Origin of the sequence: Kingella oralis (assembly GCF_014054985.1) — a bacterium.
GTDB classification, from domain to species: Bacteria; Pseudomonadota; Gammaproteobacteria; order Burkholderiales; family Neisseriaceae; genus Kingella_B; species Kingella_B oralis.
Window position 1 is genome coordinate 60427 of record NZ_CP059569.1, and the last position, 19730, is coordinate 80156.

Consider the following 19730-nt stretch of genomic DNA (forward strand, 5'->3'; position numbering starts at 1 on the left):
GAACGGCGTGCGGGCGGGAAACGTTTATTCGGGGCGGAACGTGTGCGCGGCAATCGCTGCCTGCTGCTCTGCCGAAAAATCGCCGCCGAAGCGTTGCAGGAATGCCGTTGTGTCCGTCCATGCCGCCAAGTCGTCGGCGATGGCGGGCAGGCGGGCCAGAAACTGCGGGGCGAACTGTCTGACCAAGGCGGGGTCGTCAAAATCTATGCTGCGTATCGTTTCGTGTTCCGTCGCAAACAGGCTTTCCAGCCGCCCGAACCACAGCGCGCGGTAGTTTTTCTCTTTGGGGTCGTCGTCCGCCAGGCGGTAATACACGTCAAAATAATACTGCCCGCCGTACATGCTTTTTTGGATGGTGAACAGGCACAGCAGAAATTCGGCGCGGTGGAAGTAATTGTTGGCGTTGAGGCGTTGGAAACCGTGTTGTTTCAAGGTTGCCCGCAGTTGCTTTAAGAAGGTTTTTGCGTCGGTCATGGTGATTCTCTTTGGGGGATTGGGGGCGGGAGGCTTTGCCCAACCCCGAAGGCAGCCTGAAACCTAAAACGGAGCGGCAGCCGTATCCTTGCATGCTCATCAACGATAAATCAACGATAAAAAAGGCAGCCTGAAACCCTCCCCCGTTTTCAGGCTGCCTTTGGTATATCCCGCATCACTCAAATTTATAGGTGTACTGCAAGCCCAAAATGGTGGCGGAGGCTTTGAATTTGGCGCTGGATGCGCCTTTGCTGTCCACATCGGTGCCGACGGCACGCGGCGCGTTGAAGCGGCTGCTGTGGATGTGCACATAAGACAGCGCGGTGTCAAACACATGGCGTTTTTTGTAGGCGTAGCGCGCGCCCACGGAAAACCACATGCGGTTGGCATCGGGCATGGTGTTCAGGCGGTCTTCTGCGCTTTTCACGGGGCTTTGGTCAAAGGCGATGCCCGCGCGCAGCTGTAAGGGTTCGCTGTATTGATACGCGCCGCCGAGCGCGATTTTGTAGGTGTTGCGCCAGTTGGGCGTGATGGTGGTGCGGTTGGATTGCCCGTTTACCACGTTTTTGGTGTTGCCGAACACAAGGTCGGCTTTGTTGAAGCGGCTGTGGCGCGTCCAAGTGATGTCGCCAAACAGGTTGAGCTTGTCGCTGGCGCGATACATGCCGTGCAGCGAGAGCGATTCGGGCGTGGTGATGTGCACCGATGCGTCTTCGCTGGGCAGGTAGCCGCGCCCTGCGCCCAATGCGGTGGCGGTGGTAGTGGGCGATTGGATGTAGTTGGCAATCGCGGGCACTTGCACCACCGCGCCTGCGGGTTGCCATTTGGCGGTGCCTTTCAGGTTGTGGCTCACTTTGGAGCGGTAGGCAACGCCGAGGCGGAATTTGTCGTTTACATCAAACATCCAGCCCAGATGGTAGCCGAAGCCCCAGTCGTGCCCTTTCACGTCGCCGCGCCCTTGCCAGTTGGCGCGGTTGGCGGTGGCGGCTGCGGGGATGCCCATGCGTTGCAATGCGGCGGCGGTGGCGGCGAGGGTGCGGTTGTCGCGGGCGGCGCTCCAATCGGCGTATTTGGTCAGCTCCGCTTCCGAATATTGGGCAATCAGGCCCACGGCAAATGAATGTTTCTCGTTGAATTTGAACGCAACGGCAGGTTCAAGCGCGATGCTGGTCAAGCCCAGTTTTTTGATGTTGTAGCGTAATACGGAGTCGTCTTGATAGTCGGTTTTCGAGCCAAACGGGATGTACATCCCCATGCCGAGCGTTACGCGGTCGTTGAGCTTGTATGCGCCGTAAACATGGGGCGCGGCGGTGGTTTTGGTGATTTTGCCGCTGGTTGCGCCTTGCACGTTGCCGCCTTGGTAGTAGCTGGCTTGGGCATCGTGATATTTGAGCGCGGGGGCAACGATGTTGATTGCGCCAGTGATTTCGGCTTTGCCGTCCAGATGGGTTAGGCCCGCGGGGTTGTAGAACAGGGTGCTGGCGTCGGCGGCTTCGGCTGCGGCGGCGTTGGCGGTGCTTTGCGCGCCCACCGACTGCGTGCCGAAATGGTAGCCCGATGCGGCGGCGTGTTGGGCAATTGCTAGGCTGATGAATGCGGTGGTGATTTTGATTTTGTTGTGTGTTTTCATGTAGATGACCATCGTTTAGACAAAAATTTAGGCGGCGTGAAATTTTCAGGCTGCCTTAATCAGGGTAAAACTAGAAATATCATTCTAATGGGATTTTTGGGGGTTGTGTAGAGGTTTGTTAAGATTTGTTGGAAAAATTTTAAGTGATGGGGGGGTTTTGATGAAGAGGCAGCCTGAAAAGGGGATGGGGCGTTTTCAGGCTGCTTTTGATGATGGAATGCGCGGGCAGATGAATGCGCGTTATGAGGCAGCCTGAAAAGCTAAATTATTGTGCTTTCAAATTAAAAGCTCATACCAAAGGCAGCCTGAAAGCCGAAAATGGTTTTCAGGCTGCCTTTATGCTGGGCGATAGGGGCGATGGATGCGCTACGCCATTTTCAGGCTGCCTCACACCATTTTCCCCGTTTCCGCCGCGTCTTGTTCCAAATAATGAATAAACGCTTCTTCCATATTGGGCTGCCCGCTTTGTTTCACCAATTCGGCGGGCGTGCCCATCGCCAACACGCGCCCGCGGTGCATCAGGCTGATGCGGTCGCAGCGTTCCACTTCGTTCATAAAGTGGGTGGTAACGAAAATGGTGATGCGGTCTTGGCGCGAGAGTTTGAGCAGGGTGCGCCAAAACATGGCGCGGGCGGCGGGGTCAACGCCTGATGTGGGTTCGTCCAAAATCAGCACTTCGGGCGAATGCAGGCAGGCGGCGGCAAGTTGCAGGCGCTGGCGGATGCCCAGCGGCAGGCTGGCGGGCTTGGTGTGTTCCACGGCGGATAGGTCAAAATCGCGCAGGGCTTGGCTGATGGCGGTTTTGCCGTCGGCGATTTGGTAGAGCTTGGCGTGCAGTTCCAAGTTTTGGCGCACGGTGAGCTCTTCGTATAACGAAAAGGCTTGCGACATATAGCCCACGCGCTTTTTGGTTTCTATGCTGCCTGCGTCGATTGGCTCGCCCAGCAGTTTGGCGGTGCCCGATGTGGGTTCCAGCAGCCCTGTGAGCATTTTCATGGTGGTGGATTTGCCGCAGCCGTTGGAGCCGAGAAAGCCGAATATTTCGCCCTTTTGGATTTCAAAGCTAACGTGGTCAACCGATGTGAAGCTGCCAAATTTTTTGGTTAAATCATGCGCTTCCATCGCCAGCGGCGCGTTGGCTTCGGGGATAAAGGGCGGCAAAACCAAATCGGCGGCGTTGTCTTGCTTGTCTTGTGGCAACAATTTGATGTAGGCATCTTCCAGCGTGGCGGTGCCGAGCCGCTGCATCACCGCTTGGGTGGGCTCGTTGGCAAGCAGATGCCCAGCGTCCATTGCGAGCAGATGTTGGAATTGCTCGGCTTCATCGATATAGGCGGTGGCAACGATAACGGTCATGCCGCTTTGCTCTTGCTGCAAATCGTGCACGAGCTGCCAGAATTGGCGGCGCGAAAGCGGGTCAACGCCTGTGGTGGGTTCGTCCAAAATCAGCAAATCGGGGTTGTGCACCAAGGCGCAGCACAGGCTCAGTTTTTGCTTCATGCCGCCAGACAGTTTGCCCGCGGCGCGGTCGGGGAAGGGGGCAAGATTCGTGGCATCCAATAACCTTTGGATGCGCGCTTTGCGCTCTGTGCTGCTCAAACCGAATAGTCGGGCATGGAAATCAATGTTTTCTTGCACCGTGAGCGTGGGGTAAAGGTTTTTGCCCAAGCCTTGCGGCATATAGGCGATGCGGTGGGACAAGTCTTGGCGGTCGTGCTTGTTTGTCATGTCGCCGCCAAGCACGCACACGCTGCCTGTTTGGATTTTGCGCACCCCTGCGATGATGGAGAGCAGGGTAGATTTGCCCACGCCGTCCGGCCCAATTAAACCCACGGTTTCGCCGCGCGGGATTTCTAGGCTAATGTTATCTAGGGCTTGGGTTTTTTTGTTGTAGATATGAGATAGAGTTTGGATTTGAACAGCGTGGGGCATGGGGATAACTCGGCCGCAAGAAAAAAGCGATTATAGTCGCGAGTTGGACGAGTGTCCAAAGGCAGAAAATGCTCGTATTTTTTACAAAATATTTACAAATTGGCGTGTAATTAAGCCAACTTAACAGTTTCCAACAAAATCTTAATTCAATTTGATTCCCATCAAGGTTTGCCAAGAGTGAGAGGAGTATATTACTTCACATAATAAAGAAATATTATGCTTTTATTTTTATTTAGGTTGAAGTTTGTATAGTTAGGAGCAGTATTTTATGGTTAATTATATGAATAAAGATTTAAGTTTCCAAATAAATTCTGTTTTTTTGAGGAGTGATAAAAATGGCTGACCATAAGCTAAAACTGGGTTCGCTTACCGCCTTGGTAATCGGTTCAATGATTGGCGGTGGGATTTTCTCACTGCCCAAAGATATGGCATCGGGCGCGGAAGTGGGTGCGATTCTCATCGGTTGGGCGATTACCGCCGTGGGGATGCTGGCATTGGCGTTTGTGTTCCAAACGCTTGCCAATCGCAAACCCGATTTGGATAACGGGGTTTATACCTACGCCAAAGCAGGGTTTGGTAATTATCTCGGTTTCTCTTCCGCTTGGGGTTATTGGATTAGTGCATGGGTGGGCAACGTTGCTTACTTAATGCTGTTGATGAATACTCTGGGCTATTTCTTCCCTGCTCTCAAAACCACAATCACCGACCCCGTAACGCACGAAGTAACTTCCAGCGTATCTGTTTGGGGTATCGCGTTAGCATCTGTTTTACTTTGGTCTATGCATATGTTGGTATTGCGCGGTGTGAAAACCGCAGCGTTTATCAACACCATCATTACCATCGCCAAAGTGATTCCGCTCTTCGCTTTCATCATTATCTTGCTGTTCTCATTTAAATTAGACATTTTCACCACCGACTTCTGGGGTACAAAATCGCCTGATTTGGGCAGCGTGATGACCCAAGTAAAAAGCATGATGTTGGTAACTGTGTGGGTGTTTATTGGTATTGAAGGGGCGAGCGTTTATTCTGCTAGCGCCGAAAAACGTACCGATGTGGGCAAGGCAACCATCTTGGGCTTTTTGAGCGTGTTGTCCCTGTTGGTTTTGGTGAACGTATTGTCTGCGGGTGTGATGAAGCAGCCTGAATTGGCTGGTTTGGAAAACCCATCTATGGCGCACGTTTTGGCTCATGTGGTTGGTCCTTGGGGTGCAACGTTCATCTCTGTCGGTTTGGGTGTTTCCCTGTTGGGCGCGCTGCTGGCTTGGACGCTGTTTGCCGCCGAAACCCTGTATGTGGCTTCCAAAGACGGCACCGTTCCCGCCTTCTTCCACCGCGAAAACAAAAATGCCGCGCCCATCAACGCGCTGTGGGCAACCAACATCGGTATGCAAATTTTCTTGATTTTGAACTTGTTCTCTGCGGGTTCCTATCAAAAAATGGTGGCGCTGGCGACTTCTATGATTTTGATTCCTTACTTGTTCTCTGCCGCCTATGCTGCGCTTTTGACCGTGCGTAAGGAAACTTATGACAAAGACCCGCAAGATTTGGGCAAAGACAGCATCATCGCTTGGGTGGCAACCGTTTACGGTGTTTGGCTGTTGTATGCGGCGGGCGTTGAATATTTGCTGTTGTCTATGTTGCTCTATGCTCCCGGCACGTTTGTGTATATCTGGGCGCGCAAAGAAAACAAGCAAGTCGTCTTCTCTGCTGTTGAAAAACTGTATGTTGCTGCCGTGTTTATCGGCGCGATTGTGGCAGTGGTGGGTTTGGCACAAGGTAAGCTCAGCCTGTAAAGTGAGCAATTGAAGTTGTACTTTTCTGAAATGCTTTCGGGCGGCATTTTCAGGCTGCCTGAGGGCCAGTCTTAAGGAGATTGATTATGAAACCTGGTGTTTATTCAGAAGTAGGCAAATTGAGGCAAGTGTTGGTATGCTCCCCCGGCTTGGCGCATGCTCGCTTGACTCCTGCGAACTGCGATGAACTATTGTTTGATGATGTGCTGTGGATTGAAAAAGCCCAGCAAGACCATCTGGATTTCCAAAATAAAATGCGTGAGCGTGGCGTTGATGTGCTGGAAATGCACGATATGCTGGCTCAAACGTTTGAAAACAAAGAAGCACTCAAATGGGTGCTGGACCGTAAAATTACCGATAACAGCGTAGGCGCGCACGTTTCCCACGAATTGCGCTCTTGGCTGGAAGGCTTAACTGCCAAACAACAGGCAGAATTCTTAATTGGCGGCGTAAGCGTATTTGACTTGCCAAAAGACTTCCACAGCGATGCTGCTGATTTGGTTCGCGCGGCATACGGCAGCGCAGGCTTCGTTCTTCCTCCTCTTCCCAACACTCAATTCACTCGCGACAACACAAGCTGGGTATATGGCGGGGTAACTTTAAACCCGATGTATTGGCCGGCTCGTCGTCAAGAAACGCTGCTGACCACAGCCATCTATAAATTCCATCCCAACTTCACCAAAGACGGCGGCGTAAAAGTTTGGTGGGGCAATCCTGACGTAGATTACGGCGCGGCCACTTTGGAAGGCGGCGACGTATTCCCAATCGGCAATAAAGTAGTATTGGTGGGCATGGGCGAACGCAGCTCCGCTCAGGCTATTACCCAAATGGCGCAAGCCTTGTTCAAACAAGGCGTGGCAGAACGCGTGATTGTGGCGGCGTTGCCGAAAACCCGCGCAGCCATGCACTTGGATACGGTGTTCACATTCTGCGACCGCGATTTGGTGAACACGCATCCCGACGTAGTAGGCGGCATTACCGCATTCTCTCTGCGCCCTGATTCATCTAAACCAAACGGTTTGGACATCCGCAAAGAAAGTGAATCGTTTGTTAAAGTGGTTGAAAAAGCCTTGGGCTTGTCTAAATTGCGCGTGGTGGAAACGGGCGGCGATGCTTATGCTACCGAGCGCGAACAATGGGACGATGCCAACAACGTATTCGCATTGGAACCTGGCGTGGTAATCGGCTACGACCGCAACAAATACACCAACGCTCGCTTGCGCGATGCTGGTGTAGAAGTAGTTTCTATCGCTTCTTCTGAATTGGGTCGCGGTCGCGGCGGCGGTCGCTGCATGACTTGCCCCATCGTGCGTGATGCCGTTGATTATTGATTTGCAGTAATCGGCAGCCTGAAATGGGCAAGCCGTGTTGGCTGCATGATTTTCAGGCTGCCTGAAACCTTGTTTTCCTTAACCTTGTTATTAGGAGTTTTATCATGTCATTCAATCTGAACAACCGTCATTTGCTGAGCTTGGTTCACCACACTGAACAAGAAATCCGCTTCTTGCTGGATTTGTCTCGCGATTTGAAACGCGCTAAATACGCTGGCACAGAACAACAAACCCTGAAAGGCAAAAACATTGCCTTGATTTTTGAAAAAACTTCTACCCGCACTCGTTGCGCGTTTGAAGTAGCCGCTTACGACCAAGGTGCGCAAGTAACTTACATTGACCCCACTTCTTCTCAAATCGGTCATAAAGAAAGCATGAAAGACACCGCCCGCGTGTTGGGCCGCATGTATGACGCGATTGAATACCGCGGTTTCAAACAATCCATCGTTGAAGAGTTGGCGGAATATGCAGGCGTGCCTGTATTCAACGGCTTGACCGACGAATGGCACCCAACGCAAATGCTGGCTGACGTTTTGACCATGCAAGAACACAGCGACAAACCTTTGCGCCAAATCAGCTACGCTTACTTGGGCGATGCGCGCAACAACGTGGGCAACTCTTTGCTGCTGATTGGTGCAAAATTGGGCATGGATGTTCGCATTGCTGCGCCAAAAGAATTGCAACCCACCGAAGAATTGCAAAAAATGTGCGCTGAATTTGCCAAAGAAAGCGGCGCACGCATTTTGGTAACCGACAACGCCGAAGAAGCCGTTAAAGGCGTGGACTACTTGTACACTGACGTATGGGTATCTATGGGCGAACCTATTGAAGCATGGGGCGAACGCATCAGCAAATTGATGCCTTACCAAGTAAACACCAAATTGGTAGCCGCCACTGGCAACCCACGCGTGAAATTCCTGCACTGCTTGCCTGCATTCCACAACTGCGAAACCAAAGTGGGCAAACAAATTGCAGAAAAATACCCAGAATTGGCAAACGGCATTGAAGTAACCGAAGACGTGTTTGAATCTGCTCACAACGTGTCTTTTGACCAAGCCGAGAACCGTATGCACACCATTAAAGCTGTGATGGTTGCCTCATTGTCTGGTTTGTAATATCCATTTCAGGCAGCCTGAAAGTAGGTTTTCAGGCTGCCTGATTTGCTTTTAAACGTATTTTTTTAAGGAGTTTCTCCATGCGTATCGTTATTGCTCTAGGCGGCAACGCCTTGCTTCGTCGCGGTCAACCCATGACTGCACAAAACCAACGTGAAAATGTTCGCATTGCTGCCGAGCAAATTTCTAAAGTATATAAAGGCAACGAATTGGTGATTGCCCACGGCAACGGCCCACAAGTGGGCTTGTTGGCTTTGCAAGGCACAGCTTATTATCAACACGTTGATAACAAAGTGGAAGCCTATCCATTGGACGTATTGGGTGCAGAAACCCAAGGCATGATTGGCTACATGATTGAACAAGAAATGGGCAACTTGCTGCCCAAAGACGTGCCTTTTGCCACCTTGCTCACCCAAGTGGAAGTGGACAAAGCTGACCCTGCTTTCCAAAACCCAACCAAATTCGTGGGCCCTGTTTACGAAAAAGCAGAAGCCGAACGCTTGGCTGCGGAAAAAGGTTGGAGCATCAAACAAGACGGCGACAAATTCCGCCGCGTGGTGCCTAGCCCCTTGCCCAAACGTATTTTTGAATTGAATCCTGTGAAATGGATGCTGGAAAAAGGCGCGGTTGTGGTATGCGCTGGCGGCGGCGGTATCCCTACTTACTACGAATCCGAAGGCAAATTGGCCGGCATTGAAGCTGTGATTGACAAAGACTTGTGCTCTTCATTGCTGGCACGCGATTTGAACGCGGATATGCTGGTGATTGCCACCGATGTGGACGCGACTTATGTGAACTGGGGCAAACCCGATCAAAAAGCGATTTTTGAAGCGCATCCGCAAGCCTTCCGCGATTTGGACTTCCCTGCCGGCTCAATGGGGCCGAAAGTGGACGCAGCGTGCGAATTTGCTGAAAAAACAGGCAAAGTGGCTGTGATTGGCTCGCTGGCTGACATTGAAGCGATTGTGGCGGGCAAAGCGGGCACCCGCATCAGCACTCAATTTAACGGCATCACTTATCGTTAATTGACCTGCCTAATACAGAGGCAGCCTGAAAACGGAATATTCTGTTTTCAGGCTGCCTCTGTATTTTTAAAACTTCACAATACTGGTAACAAAAGTAATCAGTCCCAAGAAAATACCGGGCGCGTTGGCGAGGACAACCGGCCAGTCGCGCTGTTTTTTCAACAGACCATAGGCAACCCACAGGGTGCAGTTGACTGCAGCAACGAGCGGTTGCAGCCAGTCGCCGGGTTGTCCGTTCAGGTTGTTTCTGATTTGCGGAATATATGAAACATACATCCCTACCGCAGTGAGCGCGGCAACAACGGAGAGGATTTTCATCTGTTTTTCGGTCATGCTTTTCTTTCTAATGGTTGGTAAAGGGTAAAACGTTTTTGTTTTCAGACAATGTTTTCAGGCTGCCTGAAAAGAAGTTGGGATATTCCGGCTAAAAAAGCACGATTCGCAGAATTTACGAAACATGCTTCCAATTGGTTGATTGCAGATGCCTAACTTGTCGGAAAGCAAGGCATTTTAAGCAAATTAGGGTAGGAATTCAAGTTTCAGGCAGCCTGAAAACAGCTAACAAAAAAACGGCATCTGCATTAAAACAGATGCCGTTTGTTTAGCGATTAACCGGTTAACGGCATCACTTATCGTTAATTGACCTGCCTAATACAGAGGCAGCCTGAAAACGGAATATTCTGTTTTCAGGCTGCCTCTGTATTTTTAAAACTTCACAATACTGGTAACAAAAGTAATCAGTCCCAAGAAAATACCGGGCGCGTTGGCGAGGACAACCGGCCAGTCGCGCTGTTTTTTCAACAGACCATAGGCAACCCACAGGGTGCAGTTGACTGCAGCAACGAGCGGTTGCAGCCAGTCGCCGGGTTGTCCGTTCAGGTTGTTTCTGATTTGCGGAATATATGAAACATACATCCCTACCGCAGTGAGCGCGGCAACAACGGAGAGGATTTTCATCTGTTTTTCGGTCATGCTTTTCTTTCTAATGGTTGGTAAAGGGTAAAACGTTTTTGTTTTCAGACAATGTTTTCAGGCTGCCTGAAAAGAAGTTGGGATATTCCGGCTAAAAAAGCACGATTCGCAGAATTTACGAAACATGCTTCCAATTGGTTGATTGCAGATGCCTAACTTGTCGGAAAGCAAGGCATTTTAAGCAAATTAGGGTAGGAATTCAAGTTTCAGGCAGCCTGAAAACAGCTAACAAAAAAACGGCATCTGCATTAAAACAGATGCCGTTTGTTTAGCGATTAACCGGTTAACGGCATCACTTATCGTTAATTGACCTGCCTAATACAGAGGCAGCCTGAAAACGGAATATTCTGTTTTCAGGCTGCCTCTGTATTTTTAAAACTTCACAATACTGGTAACAAAAGTAATCAGTCCCAAGAAAATACCGGGCGCGTTGGCGAGGACAACCGGCCAGTCGCGCTGTTTTTTCAACAGACCATAGGCAACCCACAGGGTGCAGTTGACTGCAGCAACGAGCGGTTGCAGCCAGTCGCCGGGTTGTCCGTTCAGGTTGTTTCTGATTTGCGGAATATATGAAACATACATCCCTACCGCAGTGAGCGCGGCAACAACGGAGAGGATTTTCATCTGTTTTTCGGTCATGCTTTTCTTTCTAATGGTTGGTAAAGGGTAAAACGTTTTTGTTTTCAGACAATGTTTTCAGGCTGCCTGAAAAGAAGTTGGGATATTCCGGCTAAAAAAGCACGATTCGCAGAATTTACGAAACATGCTTCCAATTGGTTGATTGCAGATGCCTAACTTGTCGGAAAGCAAGGCATTTTAAGCAAATTAGGGTAGGAATTCAAGTTTCAGGCAGCCTGAAAACAGCTAACAAAAAAACGGCATCTGCATTAAAACAGATGCCGTTTGTTTAGCGATTAACCGGTTAACGGCATCACTTATCGTTAATTGACCTGCCTAATACAGAGGCAGCCTGAAAACGGAATATTCTGTTTTCAGGCTGCCTCTGTATTTTTAAAACTTCACAATACTGGTAACAAAAGTAATCAGTCCCAAGAAAATACCGGGCGCGTTGGCGAGGACAACCGGCCAGTCGCGCTGTTTTTTCAACAGACCATAGGCAACCCACAGGGTGCAGTTGACTGCAGCAACGAGCGGTTGCAGCCAGTCGCCGGGTTGTCCGTTCAGGTTGTTTCTGATTTGCGGAATATATGAAACATACATCCCTACCGCAGTAAGCGTGGCAACAACGGAGAGGATTTTCATCTGTTTTTCGGTCATGCTTTTCTTTCTAATGGTTGGTAAAGGGTAAAACGTTTTTGTTTTCAGACGGTGTTTTCAGGCTGCCTGAAAAGAAATTGGGATATTCTGGCTAAAAAAGCACGAATCGCAGAATTTACGAAACGTGCTTCCAGTTGGTTGATGGCAGATGCCTAACTTGTAGGAAAGCAAGGCATTTTAAGCAAATTAGGGTAGGAATTCAAGTTTCAGGCAGCCTGAAAACAGCTAGCAAAAAAACGGCATCTGCATTAAAACAGATGCCGTTTGTTTAGCGATTAACCGGATTAGAAGATTTCACGCCATGAAAGGCGGCGGAGAATCGGGTTGTCAGACAACGGATTTTGGTTAATGGAAATGACACCATTTGTACCAGTCGCCGCCGTCATATTAGAGAGTTGCCCGTTAATAGATATTTCTGTGTTTCCGCTATTAGGAGCAATATTGTTGTTGTAGGTTAACATGCCAACTAGTGTATCTTTGTTGTCATATTTTCCATCTCCATTTGTATCTATCAATGGTTGTTTAAATAAACCACCATTTCGTAGGTCTACGTTAATGAATGATGTAGCACCCGTTAAAGAGCAGGCATTATCGTCATGAGTGCGCATAACAGACTGGAATCGCGCAACTTTATTACGATATATGTTTGCATCTGCGGTAACAACTTGCCCTTTAGGTAAGGTAATAAACCATCCTTTATGGGAGTCAGTTATTTCGTTTTCTGAAATTGTCCATGCAGAGGCATTTGCTGCGGTAATAGCATTAACACCCTCAGTTATTTTTGCACCAATAGTTTGATTTAATAATTCTCCTTCTGTTATGGTTGTTTTACCATCATCAAAGAAACCATATGCATAGTTTTGCTGATTTCTATCCAAAGCATCTGCCGTCAAATATTGACCAGTACCAGCAATAACATAAGTTTTGCCATAAGCAATAGTTGCTGCTGGTGCGGTTGTAAATGGAGCAGAGCCACCAGTAAAGAGTTTGCTTGGTGTCCATTGACCAGTTGTGTGGTCATAATTAACTCGCCATAGGTTGCCATCATAGTCGCCCGCATACAGTTTTTCTGGGATACCATCTCCATTTGAATCAAACACGAACACAGGACCAACGCCTCTAGTGCCTAGTTTGATTTTTGTGTAGTTAGTATTTTCAGTCCATGCTTGTCCCTTGGATTTATCTAGATTCAAAATAAATATAGAACCAGTATCAGAAACATTTTCATATCCACTACTTACGATGGCGATTGCTTTCCCATCTTTATCTTTCGCAATAGAAGGTGAGCCAACAGTTAACCCAAAATCAGCATCATCAGCATTTGAAAATTCCCAAAGCAAATTTTCATCAGTTGGATTAGTTAAATCAGTAGCATCTAACGCATAGATAGAAGCCCCACCCTTACCAGCTGTGCTTACAACAACGGTATGAGCCTTGCCATCTGCTGCTAAGCAAACATCTTTAACGGTAGGTGTACCATCATTTAAATATTGATGAATATAGCTAGGTTGGGCGTATTTAGGGAGTGATGGAATTGCTGTTGAAACCACATATGCCATTTTCTCTCTACCGTCATTGCCCAATAAGTGCATCATGCCATCATTGGAATTGACAATATAATTCCAAGAACGAGAACGCACGGCAGCAGGGTTTGCAAATGTACAGCCAGCAGGAGGTTCAATTGAGTTTTTTACTAACGCAACAGTTGGGCTAACTAATGTGCCTAAGATGCTTGTACGATAACGCGCAGAACCTGTTACTGTTTCTGTTCCTTCTTTGCTATTGTCGCCAAGTGTATAGTTAATAACATCGTCATCCGTTAGGCTACCAGCACCCGTTACTGTTTCAGCAAATAGCCCTTTGTTGTTAGTGCTAAATTTAACAAAGCCATTTGCTTTATTACGAGTGTAAACGTTACGATTTACATAATTTGCATTATGGAATGTTTCGGTCATTAACGATCCAGCGACCCATTCTTTAACACCCGATGCGGTTAATTTATTATTTTTGAAACTATAACGTTCCGAAACCACATCCCCTGTTAGTTTATCAAAATCATAGGTAGTTGATAAAATTACGGTTGATTGGCCAGGTGATAAATCAATAACTTGTCCTGGTACATTCGTAAAGGTTGGTGCGGCTTGGGATGGGTTATTAAATTTACCCGCCGACAATAATGCTTTTTTCAAGGCATTAATCAAGTTATCGGGGTTGTTACCCAATGCAAAGTTATCTGGTATGCCTTTAGGAAAATCAGGATCTGAAGTTCTGCCTACAGGATCTTGAGTCCAAGAAGTTCTATCTAAATTGGGGTTTAAGAGAGTAACAGGTGTCTCTACGCTACCACCTGTTCGGTAACCGCCATATTTAGCTGCCATATAATATGTATTACCCTTGCGATCCTCTGATTCTTTGGATACACCATTTTCCAAAACGTCAATAATAAAGTTATTTTGGAATTGATTGCCTGGGATGTCAGTACGCGTATCTGTTGTATGCGCCCAATACGCTAAGGCTGCCATACCAGCTGGAGAATATCCAAAATTGGTAATTGGACCTGAACCACGGTTATACATCCATGTGCTGCTCCCCCATCCTTCCATATCTAGCACTTGTTTCAGAATTGCACCTGTTTCTAGGGTTGGTACATCAGTAACTTGAGGCGAAACATTGGCAACAACATTACTTCCTTCTGGATTCAGCTTGGGCAAATTGGTATCCGCGTGAGTATTTGTATCGCCAATATAGATAATTGTATTGGGACGACACATGGGTTCTTTGCTGGTTGCAGTGAAATCGCTTTTTAATGGATCTTCCCAGTCATAAATAGCAGGAAAGCCATCTAGCTCATCAGTAGTTAGAGTCCTATTTAATTTATAGACAGAAGAGTTTATACCTTGCGAACCTGTTCTCAAATAACGCATGGCTGTGTAATATAATTCAGCGGCCGGATCATAAGTTTTATAACCAGATTTATCGCCAAATTTATTTAAATAGTTAATTGCGCCACTATTACCTTCCAATGCGCGCTCTGGATTAGGAAATAATTTACCCGTATTTGTATCCCATTCTGGGTTAGGCACGGAAGCGGAACCCGATGTTGGTTGGGTTAAATATTTCATTCTGCTGCGTAATACGCCACCATCTACACCAGTTGTTCCTGGGATATTAAGATAACCTAAAGTGGCAACACGAGTTCCCGTTCTTGCATACTGTTGTAATAGACCTTCAGGTTTTTTGACGCGACCATAATCAACACAAACATCCTTATCTACACCAGTAGCAGAATCGCATACCTGCACAACAACAGGCATTTGGTTGAGTATTGGGCTCGATACGGCACGATATGAATTTGCCTTAGCTCTTAAATTATTAACCAATTTTCTTAAATCAGCATTGTTTGGATTGGGTGTAATGGCATTAACATCTAACCAAGCGAATTCAGTTACTCCCCTAACTTTAATCGCACGGGCAGGTACAGTAGTAAATCCTATATTAAAAAAGTATAGATTTCCATCTGCAAATGTAGCAGCATTGTCTACTAAATCATTGGATAATCTTCTAGGTGAATTTTTAGTAACAATGAGTTTAAATCCTGCTGCTCTTGGAGCGCCTGCAACATTCACTTTTGAAATAGAATCTTGCATAACTAAATCAATAATAGCGGCGGGAAATAGTTGTTTTAAGAAAGCAACATCAGGATTGCCCCATGGTTGCTCTATACCTCGGATAATCAAACGGTTAGCAGTATTGGAGTTTTGTCCAATTGGGAATACATTAGCTCGGCGCAAAAATGTTGCTGTGTCAGTATCTCCAAGAGAATATGCTGCACTATCATTGTTTGTGCCAAAGGCGCGATTGCCACCTGTCATTGTATTGCGGAAAATATCTAGAGCAGACATAGTAAGCCAGTTCATAATATTTCCACTAAATTCTGTTCCAGAGGAGCAGGTGCCATTAGCAGCGGCTGATGAAGTGGCTTTAAAATACCCGCCATTGCCAGAGGCATTTGCTATATATGTATAGCATTTTGAGTTATCAAAATAGCCATGATATTTGCGAGAAAAGTGTCCTTTGTTTTTATACAAAATTGGATAATCTTTATGGAGCGTCCCACTAAATTCGTTTGCAGAATATGCAGCACCCGCAGTTGGGAACTCTACAGATAGCGCTAGCGTAATATTAGGAGAGTATTTTGCCGCAACACCAGCCAACGGAGCTTGGCTTGGCGTGATTTTAGGAGCAGCAAAAGCCACAGCGGGTATAAGCATAATAGAAGATGCAATTAAATTCAACTTAAAACCACATCTCTTATTTATATTTTTTACATTTTTAATAGACATAATACTGTATCCTATTATATTTATGGTTGTAAAAACGAAAGGTTATTTAAAATAAGCAATTTTTGTGCAAATAACGTATTGTAGTTTTTAGGCAAAAAAATAGCACGTTCGGCGGGGAACGTGCTGGGAAATTTTCTTTGGAGATATGCTAAATTGCGTTTAACTGTGCAAGATGGGGGTATTCTAACGAACAATTTTTATTTTGGCAAGAAAAAGCGACAAAATTTGTCATATTTTTTGTTTGGGTAGCCTGAAATTTGGTTGCCAGTTTTGTTTTATTGTGATTTTTTATTTTAAATCATTGTGTTATTTATTTTCAGGCTGCTGGGTTAGGTTTTGTTAAAATGTGCGCTTTTTTGATGATTGCGGGAATTTTATGTTTCGTTGTTTCTTTTTGAATCGGAAATGGCAGGGCTGGGCTTGGGTTGGGGCGGTGGTGATTTTGGCTTCGATTTGGTTCAAGGTGGAATTGGATGTGAAGATTAATGAGTGGTTTGGGGTGTTTTATGATGGGATTCAGGATATTTTGAAGTCGCCTAATTCGGTTACGTTTCCGCAGTTTTTGGCTAAGTTGTTGGTGTTTGCGAAAATTGCGGGGGTGTCGATTGCGCTGACGGTTTTGTTGGATTTTTTTAGCAAGCATTACATTTTTCGTTGGCGTTCGGCGATGACGGAATATTATGAGGCAAATTGGCATTGGGTGCGGCAGGTGGAGGGGGCTTCGCAGCGGATTCAGGAGGATACGATGCGTTTTGCGCGAACGATGGAGGCTTTGGGGGAGAGTTTTATTCGGGCGGTTTTGACTTTGGTGGCGTTTTTGCCGCTGTTGTGGGCGTTGAGCGAGCGGGTTACGGTGTTGCCGTGGGTGGGGCATGTGCCGCATTCGTTGGTGTTTGTGGCTTTGGTGTTTTCTATTGTGGGGACGGTGGTTTTGGCGGTGGTGGGGGTGAAGCTGCCAGGGTTGGAGTACAACAATCAGCGGGTGGAGGCGGCGTATCGTAAGGAGTTGGTGTTGGGGGAGGATGATGCGACTCGGGCGCAGCCTGAAAATTTGCGGGTTTTGTTTGGGGCGGTGCGGCGCAATAATTTTGTGTTGTATGCGCATTATTTGTATTTTGATTTGGTGCGCTGGTCTTATTTGCAGTTTGCGGTGGTGGTGCCTTATATGGCTTTGGGCCCGAGTTTGATTGCGGGGGCGTTGTCGCTGGGGGTGTTGCAGCAGGTGGTGCGGGCGTTTGGGAAGGTGCAGGATGCGTTTCAGTTTTTGGTGCAGTCGTGGACGACGATTGTGGAGTTGATGTCTATTTATAAGCGGTTGCGGGAGTTTGAGCGGCAGATTGTGCTGCGGCGGGAATAGGTTTGGGCTACGCTGAAACTTGTTGCACTCGTTTTCAGGCTGCCTTATTGGGTGGGGTAATAGGCAGCCTGAAAAGGGGGGTGATGATAAAAGCACGCTTGGGGGCGTGCTTTTTTGGTTACCACATCATTCTTTGGGGGTTGTCGTTATACCAGTAGTCACGGTATGGGCGGCGGTTGTCGTCGCGCCAGTCGCGTTGGTCGCGATAGTTGCGGCGGTCGTAGTCGTTGCGGTAGCGGCGGTAGTCGTCGTAATTGCGGATGCGTTCTATGCGGGCGTTGCGCGATGGGCGGTAGTCGCGAGGGAGGCGATTGTAGTCGCGGTCGTAGTAGTGGTTGTCGCTGGTGTTGAAGAAGAGTAGGCTGGCTACGCCGATGGTGGCGGCTGTGGCGACGGCGTTGGTGAGTGGGTCGTCGGAGATGGTGCAGCCTGAAAGTGCGCCTGCGAGGATGCTGGTGGCGAGGATTGCGCTGATGTTGCGTTGCCATTTATTGTGTTGTGCCATGGTGTTTCCTTGGTGGCGGTTGAAATGGGCGGCATTTTGGCAAGCGGTGGGGTGGGTGTATAGCGGGTTTGTGCAAAGTTGGGTGGGGGAATGTTAGGCAGCCTGAAAATGTGTTAAGGTGGTTTGGGGGTAAGCGGTTTTCAGGCTGCCTTTGCGCGGTGTGGTGTTTACCTCTATATATAATGTGCGGCGTTTTGGCTACGCCGAAACTCGTTTTCAGGCTGCCTTGGGAGGACTGATGGATAGTGTTTTGTTGGGTTTGATAGTGGCGGGGTTTGCGGCGGGGCTGATGGATGCGGCGGTGGGCGGGGGCGGGTTGTTGCAGATTCCCGCGCTGTTTGGTTTGCTGCCGGGCAACACGCCTGTGCCGTCGGTGTTGGGGGTAAACAAGTTTGCTTCGTTTACGGGAACGGCGATGGCTGCGGGGCAGTTTGTGCGGCGCGTGCGCGTGCCGTGGCGGATGCTGCTGCCTGCGGCGGTGTTGGCGTTTGCGGCGTCGTTTTTTGGGGCGAAATTGTCGGCGCTTGTGCCGGTGCGGTATATGAAGCCTGCGATGTTGGCGGTGATGCTGGCGATGTTGGTTTACACGTTTTGCAAGAAAGATTTGGGGCAGATGGTGCGCGATGCGGCTTTAACGCGGCGCGAGTATGCCGTCGGCTTGGCAACGGGCGCGGCGATTGGTTTGTATGACGGCATATTGGGGCCGGGCACGGGCAGCTTGCTGGCGTTTGTGTTTGTGCGCTTTTTTGCGTATGACTTTTTAACGGCGACGGCTTCGGCGAAAGTGATTAATTTGACCACGAATTTGGCGGCGTTAGCCTTTTTTGTGCCCAACGGGCATATTGTGTGGGCTTGGGCGTTGCCGTTGGCGGCGGCGAATTTTTGCGGTGGGTTTGTCGGCTCTTGGCTGGCGATGCGCGGGGGAGCGAAGTTTTTGCGCGTGGGGTTTATGCTTGCGCTGGCGGTGCTGATGGGGAAATTCGGCTGGGATATTTGGCTAAACGGATAGGCAGCCTGAAAAGCGTAGTGGAGTGGCGATGCTAAAAATGAGTGAACAACAAAGATTTGAAACCATCCGCCGGCTGGTGCGCGATTGGGTGGACAATAATCGCGCGGCGTTTGCCCGGCAAGGCGGCGAGGTGGAAGAGCACGAGGGCGCAGATTGGGACGGCGCGGCGTTTTACACGGCAACTTGCTTACTGCCGCATTGCGTGGCGCGGGTTGTGGTAACCATGCCTGCGTTTCATCCGTTTCGGTTTGTGGGCATGGAGGCGTTGAGCGCGGAAACGGGCGATTGTTTGTTGAATTGGCACGACGGCGATGGTTGGGCAACCGATGAGACCATTCAAACCGCACTGCGCCATTTGCAAGATATTTTGCTGGCTGGTTAAACGCAAATAAGGCAGCCTGAAACCTGTTTTCTGTTTCAGGCTGCCTTTTATTTTAATGGCAATTCAAACAACGAAAAGAAAGGGGCAACCTGCGCGGTTGCCCGAAAAAACTTGATAAAGGAAAGGATACATCAAAATGAAAAACTGTTTGAATATTATATGTCTTTTGGGGTTATTGTTCAACCCTGATGCCCGAAACTGTTGTTTTATTACCAACGATGCTGCTCGCGGTTAAGAACGAGCTGGCTAAATCCGCGCAGCAACCGCAGCAAGATGCCACGCCTAATTGGTCTTTCAAATCGGTTAAAGAAGATGCGCCTGCGGCAACGGCTTCTTTGATTTTGTGGTCGGTAATCGCGTTACAGATGCAAACGTACATGGTGTGTCTCCTGAATGTTGAGTGATAAACACTCTTAACTTTTTTGTGGCGCGAATGATAATGTTGTTCATTTTGGTTTGCAAGCGGTAAATTTAGGAAAAATAATGCGCGGCAAAAATACAACATCTGCCACGCCGCCGCGCCCTTGTAAGCTGCCTGAAAAACGCCCTACAATCGCGCTTTTTCTATTTTCAGGCTGCCTGAT

At 48.3% G+C, this 19730-nt stretch carries 17 protein-coding genes; 7 read left to right on the forward strand and 10 right to left on the reverse strand.

The window, feature by feature from the left end:
- Window positions 1–24: 24 nt before the first annotated feature.
- The 3 genes from H3L93_RS00355 to H3L93_RS00365 all read right to left on the reverse strand — a co-directional run bounded on the left by H3L93_RS00355 (window position 25) and on the right by H3L93_RS00365 (window position 4036).
- Window positions 25–474: a DUF4304 domain-containing protein gene (locus tag H3L93_RS00355; protein ID WP_003793287.1), complete on the reverse strand. Its 450-nt coding sequence runs from the start codon at window positions 472–474 to the stop codon at window positions 25–27.
- Window positions 475–649: 175 nt separating this feature from the next.
- A complete protein-coding gene (locus H3L93_RS00360; protein ID WP_040558227.1) occupies window positions 650–2104 on the reverse strand; it encodes an OmpP1/FadL family transporter in 1455 nt (484 codons plus the stop codon).
- Between the two features lie 387 nt (window positions 2105–2491).
- Window positions 2492–4036: an ATP-binding cassette domain-containing protein gene (locus H3L93_RS00365; protein ID WP_003793292.1), complete on the reverse strand. Its 1545-nt coding sequence runs from the start codon at window positions 4034–4036 to the stop codon at window positions 2492–2494.
- A gap of 335 nt (window positions 4037–4371) precedes the next feature.
- Here H3L93_RS00365 and arcD point away from each other — a divergent pair, with 335 nt between their 5' ends.
- The 4 genes from arcD (at window position 4372) to arcC (ending at window position 9300) form a co-directional block, all read left to right on the forward strand.
- A complete protein-coding gene (arcD, locus tag H3L93_RS00370) occupies window positions 4372–5829 on the forward strand; it encodes an arginine-ornithine antiporter (RefSeq protein ID WP_003793294.1) in 1458 nt (485 codons plus the stop codon).
- An 86-nt stretch (window positions 5830–5915) separates the two neighbouring features.
- Window positions 5916–7160, forward strand: coding sequence for an arginine deiminase (arcA, locus tag H3L93_RS00375; protein WP_003793296.1), 1245 nt, complete (start codon window positions 5916–5918; stop codon window positions 7158–7160).
- Window positions 7161–7264: 104 nt separating this feature from the next.
- Window positions 7265–8275 (forward strand): ornithine carbamoyltransferase, encoded by a 1011-nt coding sequence (locus tag H3L93_RS00380; protein WP_003793299.1) that lies wholly within the window; start codon window positions 7265–7267, stop codon window positions 8273–8275.
- Between the two features lie 80 nt (window positions 8276–8355).
- Window positions 8356–9300: a carbamate kinase gene (gene arcC / locus H3L93_RS00385; RefSeq protein ID WP_003793302.1), complete on the forward strand. Its 945-nt coding sequence runs from the start codon at window positions 8356–8358 to the stop codon at window positions 9298–9300.
- A 66-nt stretch (window positions 9301–9366) separates the two neighbouring features.
- On the opposite strand, the gene H3L93_RS00390 is transcribed toward arcC, so the two are convergent.
- From H3L93_RS00390 to H3L93_RS00410, 5 genes are all read right to left on the reverse strand, one after another.
- Window positions 9367–9633 (reverse strand): SemiSWEET family transporter, encoded by a 267-nt coding sequence (locus H3L93_RS00390; RefSeq protein WP_003798243.1) that lies wholly within the window; start codon window positions 9631–9633, stop codon window positions 9367–9369.
- Window positions 9634–10005: 372 nt separating this feature from the next.
- Window positions 10006–10272, reverse strand: coding sequence for a SemiSWEET family transporter (locus H3L93_RS00395; RefSeq protein ID WP_003798243.1), 267 nt, complete (start codon window positions 10270–10272; stop codon window positions 10006–10008).
- Window positions 10273–10644: 372 nt separating this feature from the next.
- The gene (locus tag H3L93_RS00400) at window positions 10645–10911 is read right to left on the reverse strand and encodes a SemiSWEET family transporter (protein WP_003798243.1); all 267 of its coding nucleotides are present in this window, start codon (window positions 10909–10911) and stop codon (window positions 10645–10647) included.
- A 372-nt stretch (window positions 10912–11283) separates the two neighbouring features.
- Window positions 11284–11550 carry a SemiSWEET family transporter gene (locus H3L93_RS00405; protein ID WP_003793304.1) on the reverse strand — a complete coding sequence of 89 codons (267 nt, stop codon included), beginning with the start codon at window positions 11548–11550 and terminating at the stop codon, window positions 11284–11286.
- A gap of 284 nt (window positions 11551–11834) precedes the next feature.
- Window positions 11835–15893 (reverse strand): pilus assembly protein, encoded by a 4059-nt coding sequence (locus tag H3L93_RS00410; protein WP_182077692.1) that lies wholly within the window; start codon window positions 15891–15893, stop codon window positions 11835–11837.
- Between the two features lie 376 nt (window positions 15894–16269).
- Here H3L93_RS00410 and H3L93_RS00415 point away from each other — a divergent pair, with 376 nt between their 5' ends.
- The gene (locus H3L93_RS00415) at window positions 16270–17250 is read left to right on the forward strand and encodes a putative transporter (protein ID WP_003793315.1); all 981 of its coding nucleotides are present in this window, start codon (window positions 16270–16272) and stop codon (window positions 17248–17250) included.
- 118 nt (window positions 17251–17368) lie between these two features.
- On the opposite strand, the gene H3L93_RS00420 is transcribed toward H3L93_RS00415, so the two are convergent.
- Entirely contained in the window at window positions 17369–17755 is a 387-nt protein-coding gene (locus tag H3L93_RS00420) for a hypothetical protein (protein WP_003793317.1), read from the reverse strand.
- Window positions 17756–17993: 238 nt separating this feature from the next.
- Between H3L93_RS00420 and H3L93_RS00425 the strand changes: the two genes are divergently transcribed.
- Both H3L93_RS00425 and H3L93_RS00430 read left to right on the forward strand, forming a co-directional pair.
- Window positions 17994–18764: a sulfite exporter TauE/SafE family protein gene (locus tag H3L93_RS00425; RefSeq protein WP_003793319.1), complete on the forward strand. Its 771-nt coding sequence runs from the start codon at window positions 17994–17996 to the stop codon at window positions 18762–18764.
- Between the two features lie 37 nt (window positions 18765–18801).
- The gene (locus tag H3L93_RS00430) at window positions 18802–19146 is read left to right on the forward strand and encodes a hypothetical protein (protein ID WP_155802914.1); all 345 of its coding nucleotides are present in this window, start codon (window positions 18802–18804) and stop codon (window positions 19144–19146) included.
- A gap of 172 nt (window positions 19147–19318) precedes the next feature.
- Here the strand turns inward: H3L93_RS00430 and H3L93_RS00435 are convergent, their stop codons facing one another.
- Complete coding sequence (locus H3L93_RS00435) at window positions 19319–19525, reverse strand: bacterioferritin-associated ferredoxin (RefSeq protein WP_003793326.1); 207 nt, start codon at window positions 19523–19525, stop codon at window positions 19319–19321.
- Between the last annotated feature and the right edge of the window lie 205 nt (window positions 19526–19730).

Bases quoted from the DNA above. Each gene is read 5' to 3' on its own strand.
- H3L93_RS00430 (WP_155802914.1), top strand. From the start codon at position 18,802: ATGAGTGAACAACAAAGATTTGAAACCATCCGCCGGCTGGTGCGCGAT.
- H3L93_RS00410 (WP_182077692.1), bottom strand. From the start codon at position 15,893: ATGTCTATTAAAAATGTAAAAAATATAAATAAGAGATGTGGTTTTAAG.
- arcA (WP_003793296.1), top strand. From the start codon at position 5,916: ATGAAACCTGGTGTTTATTCAGAAGTAGGCAAATTGAGGCAAGTGTTG.
- H3L93_RS00425 (WP_003793319.1), top strand. From the start codon at position 17,994: ATGGATAGTGTTTTGTTGGGTTTGATAGTGGCGGGGTTTGCGGCGGGG.
- H3L93_RS00395 (WP_003798243.1), bottom strand. From the start codon at position 10,272: ATGACCGAAAAACAGATGAAAATCCTCTCCGTTGTTGCCGCGCTCACT.
- arcC (WP_003793302.1), top strand. From the start codon at position 8,356: ATGCGTATCGTTATTGCTCTAGGCGGCAACGCCTTGCTTCGTCGCGGT.
- H3L93_RS00390 (WP_003798243.1), bottom strand. From the start codon at position 9,633: ATGACCGAAAAACAGATGAAAATCCTCTCCGTTGTTGCCGCGCTCACT.
- H3L93_RS00355 (WP_003793287.1), bottom strand. From the start codon at position 474: ATGACCGACGCAAAAACCTTCTTAAAGCAACTGCGGGCAACCTTGAAA.
- H3L93_RS00380 (WP_003793299.1), top strand. From the start codon at position 7,265: ATGTCATTCAATCTGAACAACCGTCATTTGCTGAGCTTGGTTCACCAC.
- H3L93_RS00400 (WP_003798243.1), bottom strand. From the start codon at position 10,911: ATGACCGAAAAACAGATGAAAATCCTCTCCGTTGTTGCCGCGCTCACT.
- H3L93_RS00435 (WP_003793326.1), bottom strand. From the start codon at position 19,525: ATGTACGTTTGCATCTGTAACGCGATTACCGACCACAAAATCAAAGAA.
- H3L93_RS00420 (WP_003793317.1), bottom strand. From the start codon at position 17,755: ATGGCACAACACAATAAATGGCAACGCAACATCAGCGCAATCCTCGCC.
- H3L93_RS00415 (WP_003793315.1), top strand. From the start codon at position 16,270: ATGTTTCGTTGTTTCTTTTTGAATCGGAAATGGCAGGGCTGGGCTTGG.
- H3L93_RS00365 (WP_003793292.1), bottom strand. From the start codon at position 4,036: ATGCCCCACGCTGTTCAAATCCAAACTCTATCTCATATCTACAACAAA.
- H3L93_RS00405 (WP_003793304.1), bottom strand. From the start codon at position 11,550: ATGACCGAAAAACAGATGAAAATCCTCTCCGTTGTTGCCACGCTTACT.
- arcD (WP_003793294.1), top strand. From the start codon at position 4,372: ATGGCTGACCATAAGCTAAAACTGGGTTCGCTTACCGCCTTGGTAATC.
- H3L93_RS00360 (WP_040558227.1), bottom strand. From the start codon at position 2,104: ATGAAAACACACAACAAAATCAAAATCACCACCGCATTCATCAGCCTA.